At 72.4% G+C, this 12109-nt stretch carries 10 protein-coding genes; 4 read left to right on the top strand and 6 right to left on the bottom strand.

Going from position 1 to position 12109, the window contains the following annotated elements; translation table 11 throughout:
• Positions 1 to 76 precede the first annotated feature (76 nt).
• Genes O7605_RS10545 through O7605_RS10555 form a run of 3 tightly spaced genes read left to right on the top strand, consistent with a single transcriptional unit; the run spans position 77 to position 2466 of the window.
• Complete coding sequence (locus tag O7605_RS10545; RefSeq protein WP_269739014.1) at positions 77 to 817, top strand: Pr6Pr family membrane protein; 741 nt, start codon at positions 77 to 79, stop codon at positions 815 to 817.
• Positions 818 to 869: 52 nt separating this feature from the next.
• Positions 870 to 1916, top strand: a complete 1047-nt coding sequence (locus O7605_RS10550) for an NAD(P)-dependent alcohol dehydrogenase (RefSeq protein WP_269739015.1) — start codon at positions 870 to 872, stop codon at positions 1914 to 1916.
• Between the two features lie 34 nt (positions 1917 to 1950).
• Entirely contained in the window at positions 1951 to 2466 is a 516-nt protein-coding gene (locus O7605_RS10555; protein WP_269739016.1) for a 2'-5' RNA ligase family protein, read from the top strand.
• Between the two features lie 49 nt (positions 2467 to 2515).
• Here O7605_RS10555 and O7605_RS10560 read toward each other — a convergent pair whose 3' ends face one another.
• From O7605_RS10560 to O7605_RS10575, 4 genes are read right to left on the bottom strand one after another with little or no spacing between them, the layout of a single operon-like run.
• Positions 2516 to 3427 carry a siderophore-interacting protein gene (locus tag O7605_RS10560; protein WP_269739017.1) on the bottom strand — a complete coding sequence of 304 codons (912 nt, stop codon included), beginning with the start codon at positions 3425 to 3427 and terminating at the stop codon, positions 2516 to 2518.
• 28 nt (positions 3428 to 3455) lie between these two features.
• Complete coding sequence (locus O7605_RS10565; protein ID WP_332317172.1) at positions 3456 to 5552, bottom strand: iron ABC transporter permease; 2097 nt, start codon at positions 5550 to 5552, stop codon at positions 3456 to 3458.
• Between the two features lie 5 nt (positions 5553 to 5557).
• Complete coding sequence (locus O7605_RS10570) at positions 5558 to 6541, bottom strand: ABC transporter substrate-binding protein (RefSeq protein WP_269739018.1); 984 nt, start codon at positions 6539 to 6541, stop codon at positions 5558 to 5560.
• 39 nt (positions 6542 to 6580) lie between these two features.
• Positions 6581 to 7414: an ABC transporter ATP-binding protein gene (locus O7605_RS10575; protein ID WP_269739019.1), complete on the bottom strand. Its 834-nt coding sequence runs from the start codon at positions 7412 to 7414 to the stop codon at positions 6581 to 6583.
• Between the two features lie 314 nt (positions 7415 to 7728).
• On the opposite strand from O7605_RS10575, the gene O7605_RS10580 reads away from it, so the two are divergent.
• On the top strand, positions 7729 to 9432 hold the full coding sequence (locus O7605_RS10580) for a hypothetical protein (protein ID WP_269739020.1): 1704 nt from the start codon (positions 7729 to 7731) through the stop codon (positions 9430 to 9432).
• A gap of 57 nt (positions 9433 to 9489) precedes the next feature.
• On the opposite strand, the gene O7605_RS10585 is transcribed toward O7605_RS10580, so the two are convergent.
• Both O7605_RS10585 and O7605_RS10590 read right to left on the bottom strand, forming a co-directional pair.
• Positions 9490 to 10815 carry a cation:proton antiporter gene (locus tag O7605_RS10585; protein WP_269739021.1) on the bottom strand — a complete coding sequence of 442 codons (1326 nt, stop codon included), beginning with the start codon at positions 10813 to 10815 and terminating at the stop codon, positions 9490 to 9492.
• Between the two features lie 412 nt (positions 10816 to 11227).
• A complete protein-coding gene (locus O7605_RS10590) occupies positions 11228 to 11806 on the bottom strand; it encodes a hypothetical protein (RefSeq protein ID WP_269739022.1) in 579 nt (192 codons plus the stop codon).
• Positions 11807 to 12109: the final 303 nt, after the last annotated feature.

The raw sequence follows: 12109 nt of genomic DNA on the forward strand, positions 1-12109 counted from the left end.
CAGTGGACCGCCGAACGGGCCCGTCGGCAACCGCTGGGCGGTGACCGCCGGGCCGACCCGTTGGTAACGTGCCGCGATGACTCTGCGGCGTCGATCCGCGGCGGTGGTGCTGCTCCGCCTGGCGATCGTGACAAGTGTGCTGGCCGGTGTGGTGCTCACCGCGCTCGGTCCGGCCACGGTGACCGGGCTGCTGCCGTACTTCACCATCCAGAGCAACCTCGCGGTGGGCCTGGTCGCCGGGTACGCGATCTGGCGGGCCCGGCGGGGCCGGCCCGATCCGCCGGACGTACTCGCCGCCGCGGTGACCCTCTACATCACCATCACCGCCGTGGTGTACCACGTGGTGCTGGCCAATCCGGCCAGCCCGTTCGCCATGCCGCAACCGGACCGGGCGCTCGGTGAGGCGTTCGGCAACCAGTTCCTGCACACCGTGGTGCCGTTGCTCGCCGTCGCCGACTGGGCGCTGCTCGGCCGGCACGGGCGGCTGCGCCTGCGGCACGCGCTGTGGTGGTTGGTGTTCCCGCTCGGTTATCTGGGTTTCGCCCTGGTACGCGGGCTGGTGGTGCACCGCTACCCGTACCCCTTCCTGGACGCGGGCGAGCTCGGCTACGCCGGGGTGGGCATCGTCTCGGCCTGCCTCGCCGTGGTGTTCTGGCTGCTCGGCGTGCTGCTCGTCGGCATCGACCGGACGCTGACCCGGCTCCGGCCAGCATCCGTACCGGCCGACCCGGTGCCGGCGGCCCGACCCGACCCGGCCGGATCGACACCGTCCGACACTGCGGCCCCAGCGAAGGAGCAGGCGGCGGAGGTGGTTTGAGTCGGCGTCCGTCGGGGAGCCTCGGGCAGGGGCACGGCGACGGGAGACAGCGATGCGTGCACTGCGGCTGCCCGCCTGGAAGACCGAGCCGGAACTGGTCGAGGTCGACGACCCGACACCCGGCCCGGGCCAGGTGGTGGTGCGGATCGGAGCCGCCGGTGCCTGCCATTCCGACCTGCACCTGATGCACGACTTCGAGGCCGGCGGCCTGCCCTGGAATCCGCCGTTCACGCTCGGCCACGAGAACGCGGGCTGGGTGCACCGGCTCGGCTCCGGGGTGACCGGGCTGGAGGTGGGTCAGCCGGTGGCGGTCTACGGCCCGTGGGGCTGCGGTCGCTGCGCCCGCTGCCGGGTCGGTGTCGACAACTACTGCGAGAACCCGGCCGCCGCGCCGGTGCCGGGCGGTGGTGGTGGCCTCGGCCTGGACGGCGGAATGGCCGAGTACGAGCTGGTGCCGGACGCTCGGCACGTGCTGCCGCTGCCGGACGGGCTCGATCCGGTCGACGCCGCGCCACTGACCGACGCGGGGCTCACCCCGTACCATGCGATCCGCCGGTCGTGGCCGAAGCTGCCACCGGGCAGCACCGCGGTGGTGATCGGCGTCGGTGGGCTCGGGCACGTCGGGGTGCAGATCCTCAAGGCGACCACCGCCGCCCGGGTCGTCGCGGTGGACACCCGGGAGGAGGCGCTGCGGCTCGCCGAGGAGTGCGGAGCCGACCTGACGATGCGCTCGGCCGAAGGCACCGCCGAGGAGATCCGCCGGGCCACCGGCGGCCGGGGCGCCGACGTAGTGCTCGATTTCGTCGGCGCCGACGCCACGCTCAGGCTGGGCGTCGCCGCCGCCCGGACCGTGGGTGACCTGACCATCGTGGGGCTCGGCGGGGGTTCGCTGTCGGTCGGCTTCTTCTCCGTGCCGTACGAGGTCAGCATCCAGACCACCTACTGGGGCAGCCGTCCAGAGCTGCTCGAGGTGCTCGACCTGGGTGCGCGCGGACTGGTACGACCGAAGACCACCACGTTCGGGCTGGACGAGGCGATGCGCGCGTACCGGATGATGCAGGACGGCAGTCTGGAAGGTCGGGCCGTGATCGTGCCGTGAGTCGCCCGACGACGCGCCCCTCTACAGTGATCATGTGGTCGCCGCGTTGGAGCTGTACCTGGACACCGTCGCCACCCGGCGGATCCGCGTGCTGTGGGACGCCCTGGAGGCCGAGGGGGTGCAGAGCATGCGCTCCCTGCTGGCGCAGCGGCACCGGCCACACGTCTCGCTCGCGGTCGCGCCGCGCTTCGACCCGGAGCAGGTGACGGCGGCGCTGGCCGGCACCACGGTGGCGGCGCCGCTGCGGTTGTCGTTCCAGCATGCCGGCCAGTTCGTCGGTCGGGTGCTCTGGTTGGGCCCGGTACCCACCCCGGAGCTGCTGGCGCACCACCGGCGGGTGCACGACCTGCTCGTCGCGGGCGGGGTGCCGCTGGTGGAGCACTACCGGCCCGGCCGGTGGGTGCCGCACTGCACTCTGTCCATGCGCGTCCCCAACGCGCTGATGGCCCCCGCCGTCCGCCGCTGCCTCGAGGTGCTCCCGCTGGAAGCCACGGTGGTCGCCGCCGCCCTCACCGACCACGCCCGCAACATCTCCCACCCCCTCCCCTGACAGACCGCTCCCGCCCCTGGGGCGGCGGGTGGGGTGGGGTCGATGAGGGTCAGGAGGGGTGGTTGTGGCGCCAGTAGCCCATGAAGGCCACCGCGCGGCGGTCCAGGCCGCGTTCGGTGACCAGGTGCCGGCGGAGGGTACGGATGACTCCGGCCTCTCCGGCCAGCCAGGCGTAGAGCGGGGCGGTCGGGTGTGCGTCGGGTACCTCCCAGAGGATCTCGTGGTCCTCGTCCACCTCGTCGACCGGTTCCGGTACCGGGCCGTCGCCGGTGACCGGGGTGCTGGCCAGCAGTTCGTCTGCGGCCGCGGCGACGGCGGCGACGAGCCGGCTGCCGTGCCCACTGGCACCCCGGGGCAGCCAGGTCACCTCGACACCGGGCGGCGTGACCAGCGACAGCGCGTCGCCGGCCTCGGGGACCTCCAGCAGCACCCGACCGCGCGCGTCGAGTGGCAGCCGCTCGCAGATGCCGCTGATCGCCGGCACCGCCGTCTCGTCCCCGGCCAGCAGCAGGCGACCGGTCGACGGGGGCCGGAACTCGACGCCGCCGTGGTCACCGCCGTACGCCGAGTCCGGACCCACGATGGCGATCTCGTCACCGGGGCGGACCCGGCGGGCCCACCGGGTCGCCGGTCCACCGTCGCCGTGCAGCACCAGGTCGACGTCGACCTCGCTCAGGTACGGCCGGACCGCGCGCACGGTGTAGGTCCGGATCGGGTTGCGCTGGTGATCCGGCAGGGCCCGCCACCGCGCGTACCAGTCCGGCCCCTGCGGAAGGAGCACGCCGGCCTGGCCGGGCAGCGGCAACGCCAGCTTGATCCGCTGGTCGTAGCCGTTGTCGGCGAAGCGGTCCAGGTCGGGACCGGTGAAGGTGACCCGGACGAAGGACGGGCTGAGCCGACGTACCGCGCGGACCTCGACGGCGAACAGCCGCCACGGTGCGACGGGCAGAGTGTGGGTCATGATGCCTCTCCGGGTCGGGTCGGTGCGCTTACCGGGACGGGGTGGCGGCGCGGGACCGCCACAGCAGCCAGACGAAGTAGGGGGTGCCGATCATGGCGGTGACCAGCCCGGCGGGTATCTGAGCCGGAGCGATGACGGTGCGGCCGAGCGTGTCGGCGAGGCTGACCAGGGCCGCGCCGAGCAGCGCGGCGACCGGGAGCACCCGGGTGTGCCGGCCGCCGACGAGAGCCCGGGCCGCGTGCGGAGCGACCAGGCCGACGAAACCGATCACACCGACGGCGGACACCGCCGTCGAGGTGAGCAGGGCCGCCGCGCCGAGCGCGATCAGTCGGGTGCGTTCCAGCCGGACGCCGAGCACCCGTGGGGTGTCGTCGTCGAGCGTCATCAGGTCCAGCTCGCGCCGGGCGGCGACCACGGCCGGCGTGAGCACCAGCAGGGCTATCGCCACCGGCAGCACCTGCGTCGCGGTCCGCCCGTAGGTGGAGCCGGAGAGCCAGGTGAGAGCCTTGCCGGTGTTCCAGGGGTCGAACGCGACGATCATGAAGGTGATCATGGCCATGCCGCCCTGCCAGGCACCGAAGCCGATCAGGACCAGCCGGTCGGAGCTGAGACCACCGCGCCACGCCGCGCCGTACACCAGGGCGAAGGCCAGCATGGCACCGAGTCCGGCGACCCCGGAGACGGCCCAGACGCCGGCCAGCGGCACGAAGGTGAGCAGCGATACCGCGCCCAGTCCGGCCCCGGCGGTGATGCCGAGGATGCCGGGCTCGGCCAGCGGGTTGCGGCAGACCGCCTGCACGGTGGTGCCGGCGACCGCCAGGGCCGCGCCGGCCAGCATCGCCGCGGCGACGCGCGGCCACCGTTGGTCCAGCACGAAGGTGTACGCCGGCCCGGTGCTGCCGTTGATCCAGTTGACGATGTCGCCGAGCAGCAGCCAGGTGTCCCCGGCGAGCATGCCGAGCAGCACCGCCGCGACGGTGACCGTGGCGGCGACCGCCACCACGGTGCGGTGGAAGGCCGCGGAGCGTACGGCGGCGTGGCCGCCGGCGGGGCGGCGGGTGGGGCCGGCGTCGCGGTGCCGACGGGCCAGCCAGATGAGGATGCCCGCGCCGAACAGGGTGGTCACCACGCCGGTCGGGATGTCGACGCCGGCCTGGCCACCCATCAGGGCTCGCAGCAGCACGTCGGAGCCGAGGACGATGATGACGCCGGCCATGCCGGACAGCGGCAGCAGGATCCGGTGCCGGTGGACACCGGGCACCAGGGGGCCGAGCAGCCGGACGATCACCGGCGCGCAGAGGCCGACGAAGCCGACCGGGCCGGTGAGGGTGACCGCCGCGGCGGACAGCAGCACCGCCAGCACGGTGACGACCAGCCGGGTACGGCGTACGTCGATGCCGAGCACGGTGGCCGTGTCGTCGCCGAGGGCGAGGATGTCGAGGCGGTGGCCGAAGAACATCAGCGTCGCCACGGCGGCCACGATCACGGGGGCGAGCTGGGTGAGGGTGTCCAGGTCGCTCTGCACCAGCGAACCGTTGCCCCAGGCGAACAGGCCGATGGTGGCCTGCTCGAACAGCAGGAGCAGCAGCATGGTCACCGAGCTGAGCGCCAGCGCGGTGGCCGAGCCGGCGAGGATCAGCCGGGTGGTGCCGGCCTGGCCGCCGGAGGACATCGCCATGACCAGGCCGGCGGCGGCGAGGCCCCCGCAGAAGGCCAGGCCACCGGCGGGCAACGCGGGCAGCGCGATGCCGAACGCGGCCACCGAGACGATGGCGAGGTGGGCACCGGCGTTGACGGCGAGGGTGTCCGGGGACGCGAGCGGGTTGCGGGCGATCGACTGCAACGCCGCGCCGGCGAAGCCGAGGGCGACACCGATGGTGAGTCCGGCGAGCAGCCGGGGCACCCGGGAGGCGACGAACACCCGGGCGGTCTCGTCGTCACCGCCGGTCAGCAGGCGGAGCAGGTCGAGCGCGCCCACGGTGGAGGTGCCCTGGGTGAGGTGCACCGCCACGACCACCAGCAGCAGCGCGGTGGCCGCGAGGAAGATTCCGACGACGCGCGGAACCGAGGCGCGCCCGGCCGGAGCCGGCTGGACAGCCGGCTCCGGACGCGAGGGCGCGGACAGCATGGTCACCCCGCGTAGGTGGTGACGAGCTGGTCGATGTACTGCTTGCCGGACAGCGGCCCGCCGAAGGTCCAGATTCCGTCGGGCATCCGGTGCAGGTTGCCCTGCTTGACGAAGGGCAGCGACTTCCAGATGGCGTTGCTGTTCAGCCCGTCGGCGAAGACGTCGGTGCCGTCCGAGGCGTTGTAGAAGAAGTGCAGGTCCGGGCTCTTGAGCACGGTCAGGCCCTCGACGTCGGTCTGACCCAGGCCCCACGCCGGGTCGGTCTCGCCGGTCCACGCGTTGGTGAGGCCGAGCTGGATGCCGATCTGGGAGACCAGCGCGCCCTCGCCGAACATCCGGATGCTGACCGTGCTGCCTTCCTTCCAGCCGTCGGCGATGGCGAACGGCTTGCCGGCGGCACCGGCGTCGGCGATCTTCTTCTTGCCGTCGGCGATGGCGGCGTCGAAGTCGGCGAGCAGTTTCTCCGCCTCGGCGGTCTTGCCGACCGCGGCGGCGATCATGTTCAGGTCGGCCCGCATCCGGCCGAGGTTGTCCGAGGCGTCGCTGCCCTTGGTCACGACGACCGGGACGTACTTCTCCAGCTGGGTGATGACGTTGGCACCCCGGTCGTCCTCCATGACCACGAGGTCGGGCTGCAACGCCACGATGGAGTCGATGCTCGGCTCGCCGCGGGTGCCGACGTCCTTGACGCCCGGGTCGAGCTTGGCAGCGCTGACCCAGGTCGCGTACCCCTCGGGGTCGGCGACGCCGACCGGCATGACGCCGAGACTGACGAGCATCTCGACCTCGCCCCATTCGAGACCGACCACCTTGGTCGCGGGGGCGTCGAGCTTGACCTCCTTGCCGCGGCTGTCGGTGACGGTGACCGGGCCGCTGGCGGCGGAGGTGGCGGCGGCGGGCTCGGTGGTGTTCTCGGTGGTGCCGCAGGCGGCCAGCAGCACCGCGGTGGCGGCAGCCAGCAGGGCGGTTACACGGGTACGGGACATGATGTTCTTTCTCGGGTGGGTGTCGTGACCGGTCTGTGCTCAGACCGGGACTCGGGCCAGGTGTCGGCCCACAGGGCGAGTCGTCACCAACCCGCTGAGCGGGTCGGTGCTGACCTCGATCCGGATGCCGTAGGTCTCGGTCAGATCCGGTTCGGTGAAGACCTCGACCGGGGTGCCGGTGGCGCGGACCCGGCCACCGTGCAGCAGGACCACCTCGTCGGCCACCGCGGCGGCCTGGTTGAGGTCGTGCAGCACGACGCCGACCGCGACGCCGTGGTCGTCGGCGAGGTCACGCATCAGGTCGAGAATCCCGACCTGATACCGCAGATCGAGGAAGGTGGTGGGCTCGTCGAGCAGCAGCACCGGGGTGTCCTGGGCCAGGCAGGTGGCCAACCAGACCCGCTGCAACTCGCCACCGGAGAGCTCGTCCACCGGCCGACCGGCCATCACACTGACGCCGGTGACCTCCATGGCGCGGGCGATGGCGGCCGGGCCGTCCGGGTCGTCCGCGCGCCACCGGCCCCGGTAGGGGTGGCGGCCGTAGCCGACGACGTCGCGGACGGTGACGCCGTTGGGGACCGGCCTGCTCTGGGCGAGCAGGGTGACCCGGCGGGCGTACTCCTTGGCGGGCAGGCCCGCGGCGGCGATGCCGTCGGCGAACAGCACGCTGCCGCGGTCCACCGGATGGAGCCGGGCCAGCGCCCGCAACAGGGTGGACTTGCCACTGCCGTTGGGGCCGACGAGAGCGGTCACCGTGCCGGCACGCAGGGCGATACCCGCGCCGTGCACCACCGTCGTGCCGTGGTAGCCCAGGCACAGGTCGACACCGCGTAGGCTCTGCTCGGCGTCGTTCGACATCAGTCCGCTCGACATATGGTTAGGCTAACCTAACCTAATTGCCTGTCAAGACGTGGGTCCGTCTCACCCTTCCGAACCCCGACCGTCACTCGGCGTTGCTGGACCGCCGTCGATGCGCCGAGCCGCCTCGCCGGCCAGCCCCGGTGGCGCACGCCGTGACGAGCCGCCACCTGCGATCGGGCCGGGACGCCGATGCCGGGCCACCCGTCAGGCGGCCCGAAATCCGTACCGGGGTGGGACGACAGAGCAGTCGGAGCAGCGGTAACGTTGCGCGTCATCCGCCGCCGGCCCGCCGGCGTGGCGCTCTTCGATCCTACGGAGGATGGGGCATGTCCATCGGCGAGGAACCGTTCGCAGTCCGCGACGACCTGGCCTCGCGGCCGAACTTCGAGGTCGCCCTGCGTGGGTACGACAAACGGCAGGTGGAACGCTACGTCGAGCAGATCGACGGCCGGCTCGCCGCGGTCTCGGCGGAACGGGACCGGGCCACCGCCCAGCTACGGGAGCTGACCGGAAAGCTTCAGGCGGTGCAGGGCGAGATGGCCGAGCTGCGGCAGCGACCGGCGCAAGTGGACAAGGCCACCTTCCAGGACGTCGGCCCGATGGTCGGCCAGATCCTGGACCTGGCCGAGAAGCAGGCCGCGGCGATCATCGAGACGCACAGCCAGCGGGCCACCAAGCTCCAGGCGGAGGCGGAGAAGACGCTCGCCAACGCGCGGGAACGCACGGTCAAGGCGCTTGCCGACCTCGAGGAGGAGCTGGCCGGCCGGCGGGCCGAGCACGAGAAGACGTACGAGGAGCTGCGGGCCGCCGCCGACGCGGAGCTGGCCGAGAGCCGCGAGCGGGCCGACAAGCTGCGCGCCGACGGGGAGGCCGCGCACGAGCGCGCGCAACAGGAGGCGCAGCGGATCGGCGAGCAGTGCCGCCAGCAGGTCGAGCAGGCCCGCTCGGCGGCGGAGGCGCTCACCACCTCGGCGCGTACCCAGATCCACCAGGAGATCCAGGCGGCCCGGTCGAAGAGCCAGCAGGAGCTGGCGCAGTGGCGGGCCACGGTCGAGGAGGAGCTGGCCGAGCGGCGGGCCACGGCCGAGGAGGACCTGGCCGAGCAGCGGGCGGCCGTCGAGCGCGAGCTGGCCGCGCAGCGGTCCGCCGCCGAGCAGCGGGTCAGCTCGATGATCGCCGACGCCCAGCAGTACTCGGCGGAGATCCGCAAGCGCGCCGACGAGCAGGCGGCCGAGGTACGCAAGCTCAGCGACGAGCAGGCCGCGGCGGCCGAGGAACAGCTGCACGCCGTCCAGCTCGAGGTCGGGGAGCAGCGTCAGGCCCTGGCCCAGCTGCACGAGCAGTTGGACGACGCCGAGCAGCAACTCGACGCCGCCCGCCGCACCAAGGACGCCACCGAGACCGAGCTGACCCGGCTGCGGCAGTTGCTGGAGGAGACCAGCCACGAACTCGTGGCGGAGCGCCAGCGGCTGGACGAGGTGCGCCGGGCGGCCGAGGCCGCCGAGCGGCACGCCAAGGAGACCCGGGCCCGGGTGCAGCGGGAGGCCAAGCGGGTCGCCGATCTGGCGGCCGCGGCGGTGATGGCCGCGGCGGCCGGTGGCGGCGAGACCGCCGAGTACCCGATGGTGGCCGCCCGACTCGGGGTGTCCCGAACCGGTGGCGACGCCGCCGCGGCGGGCGATGGCGAGGTGGCCTCGGCGGCCGGTGGTCGGGCCGAGGACGTGGCCACCGAAGCCGAGGGTGACGCCGAGCGGGCCGGGTCGGATCCACAACGCACGGTCACCGACGCCACCGACCCGGCGGGTCGGGAGCGCAACGGCGTGGCCGGCGGCCGACCGGGTCACCCGCAGCCGGAGCACGGCGCACGTCCCGTGGTGGATCCGGTGGCTCGCGCGGCGGCCGCGGTGGCGGCAGGTGGGCCGGGTGGCATCGACTGGTTCGCCGGTCAGGCCGGGAACCAGCAGTCCGAGGCGGAGGAACCGCCGGCCGCGACCGCGGCCGACCGGGCGCCGGAACCCGCGGCGAACTGAGCGCGACCGACGACGGGCCGCCCACCCCCGAACGACGGGGTGGGCGGCCCGCTGCGGTCAGGACCGGCTGGTTGCCAGTTCCGGCTCCCGCGCGGTCGGATCCGGCACCAGTCCGGAGGGGCCGTAGACCAGACCCTTGCGCCGTGCGCCCCGCTCGAACAGCCGGTGCAACGGAGTCGCGGCGAAGGTGGTCACGATGGCCATGATGGCCAGCACCGTGTAGAGCTGTTGGCTCACCAGGCCGGCGGAGAGCCCGATGTTGAGCAGGATCAGCTCCATCAGCCCTCGGGCGTTGGCCAGTGCGCCCATCGACCCGGCCTCCCGCCAGGTCATGCCCTGCCACCGGGCCGCGAGCCCGACGGCGCCGAACTTGCCCAGGAAGGAGGCCGCCAGTACCACGGCGGCGACCAGCAGCACGGACGGCTCGAAGATGAGGCTGAGCTTGGTGTTCAGCCCGGAGTAGATGAAGAAGGCCGGTAGCAGCAGGTACGCGGCGAGCGGCTCGGCCCGTTCCCGGAGCGCGTCGACGAAGCGCCCCCGCGGCATGACCGCACCCGCGACGAAGGCACCGAAGACCGAGTAGATGCCGACGAAGTCGGTGAACCAGGCGGCGAGGAGCACCACCGTCAGCGTGACGGTCAGCGGCCCCACCGGCAGTGCCGCCGTCTCACCGACGGCGCGTCGGCTCTCGGCCCAGCCGTCGAGTCGGCGCAGCAACGGCCGACCCACGAAGATCATGAACAGCAGGAACGCCAGCCCACCACCGAGGGCCACCACACCGCCGCCGATCCCGCCGGCGGCCGTGGCCACCACGATCGCCAGGAGCACCCAGGCGCACGCGTCGTCCGAGGCCGCGCAGGCCAGGGCCATCGTACCGAGCCGGGTGCGCAGCAGACCCGAGTCGTACACGATCCACGCCAGCATGGGGAACGCGGTGATGGCGATGGCCGAGGCGATGAACAGTGCGCCCTGCCAGGGGGCCACCCCGGCGCTGAAGTACTCGTCACTGTGGACGGTAAGCCACCAGCCGAGCACGCCACCGAGCAGCAGCGGCACGCCGAGCCCGGCCGAGGCGGTGGCCCCGGCCTGCCGGACGTGCCCACGGAGAATACCCAGATCGAACGAGCAACCGACCAGAAACATGTAGACGACGAGGCCGAGTTGCCCGATGACATAAATAGCGGTCAGCGAGGGGTGCGGTATGGCCTCGCCGCCGACCTGCAATGTCAGCGGGAACATCCATTCTTGCGCCGCCGGCCACAACAGCCCGAACAGCGACGGGCCCAGCAGGAAACCGGCGACCATGATGGCCACCACCTGCACCTGCCCCAACCTGCGAAACAGCGGCCAGATCAGTCGATAGACGGCCAGAATCACGGCCATCTGCAGAAAAAGATGCATGGCAATTTCGAGCATCGAAGGCATGAGCCATCCACTTCTCGATTGACACGGCAACGGAAACAGCGCTCGACCGAAATTCCCCCCGGAGGAATTATCGACGATGCTAGATCCGGTCCGGAGCCGCGACAAGAGTGGCTCGGCGTCCTCGGCCGTCCGGTGGCGGACACTTCACGACCCGGCCCGGTTGCCACCCCGGTACCACCGGTGGAAACGACGAAAGGTCTGGTTGGTCGAGTCTCTCTCCGCTCTCCAGAAGGGACCTTCCCCCGCACCCGGCGAGGTTCGCTCGATATCGGGTCGGCTGGGACGCCGACCGGTGACACCGCCGCGCCCGGGGGTCACGGGCTCATCCGAGACCGGGACCACCGGACGCGGCATACGGCCGCCGGGCCGGTCAGAACGGCCGGCGTGGCAGCCAGCCGAGGAAGCGGTTGCGCGCCCGGGCCAGCGGCAGTCCGGGCAGGTCCCGGGCGGCGGCGAGCAGACAGGAGCCCAGGTAGACCGCGAGCGCGGCGCGGGCCCCGCCGAACTCCGCGAGCAGTTGACTCTGCTTGATCGCGCACGGCCACTCCTGCCCGCAGCCGGTGCAGGTCCAACTCGGCGGCGAGGGCAGGTGCTCCGGTGGCTTGGCGGAGCGGTAACGCACGGCGGCACTGTTGCGTCGGCCGACCCGGGTCGGCAATCGGTACGGACCGCCCGACGCGGGATGTCGATCGGTGAACAGTTCCCGACGGGCCAGTCCGAGCGCCCCGCCCACCCGGACCAGCGCGTCCGGCCCCGGGCGATAGCCGACCACGGCACCCAGCAGGTGGTGACCCAGCAGATCGAAGGCGTCCGGCCCGAGGGCGAGATCGCGACAGAGCGCGATCAGTCGCGTCGGTGCCACCACCCGCTGCGCCACCAGGGCGCAGCGCAGCACCTCCCGCAGCGCTCCACCCAGGTCGGACAGGCGGGATCCCACGATGCCGGTCAAGTCTGTCTCACCGGCGACCCGCCGGAGTGCCTCAGCCGTCGCCAGTCGGACGATGTCAGTCGGATCCTTGGTCTCCAACGCCCCACCCCTATCCGTTAGGCGAACAATTGCCCTTGTTCGACACCCTTCGCATGATCACGGCCACGGACGGTTGCTGGCTAGCCCGGATCGCGCAAGCCGGACCGCACCGACTAGCCCGAAAACGAAACTCCCCTGACATCGACAACGAGCGAGATCCACCGGCGCGACGGATGTGCCACGAAAACTTCATGGGACTCCTTCCTTTGTGGATACCATCGATGG

Source organism: Verrucosispora sp. WMMA2121 (assembly GCF_027460185.1).
GTDB lineage: Bacteria > Actinomycetota > Actinomycetes > Mycobacteriales > Micromonosporaceae > Micromonospora > Micromonospora palythoicola.

Coding starts and splice junctions, on each gene's coding strand:
- O7605_RS10545 (WP_269739014.1), top strand. CDS start 77: ATGACTCTGCGGCGTCGATCCGCGGCGGTGGTGCTGCTCCGCCTGGCG.
- O7605_RS10580 (WP_269739020.1), top strand. CDS start 7,729: ATGTCCATCGGCGAGGAACCGTTCGCAGTCCGCGACGACCTGGCCTCG.
- O7605_RS10550 (WP_269739015.1), top strand. CDS start 870: ATGCGTGCACTGCGGCTGCCCGCCTGGAAGACCGAGCCGGAACTGGTC.
- O7605_RS10570 (WP_269739018.1), bottom strand. CDS start 6,541: ATGTCCCGTACCCGTGTAACCGCCCTGCTGGCTGCCGCCACCGCGGTG.
- O7605_RS10585 (WP_269739021.1), bottom strand. CDS start 10,815: ATGGCCGTGATTCTGGCCGTCTATCGACTGATCTGGCCGCTGTTTCGC.
- O7605_RS10575 (WP_269739019.1), bottom strand. CDS start 7,414: ATGTCGAGCGGACTGATGTCGAACGACGCCGAGCAGAGCCTACGCGGT.
- O7605_RS10560 (WP_269739017.1), bottom strand. CDS start 3,427: ATGACCCACACTCTGCCCGTCGCACCGTGGCGGCTGTTCGCCGTCGAG.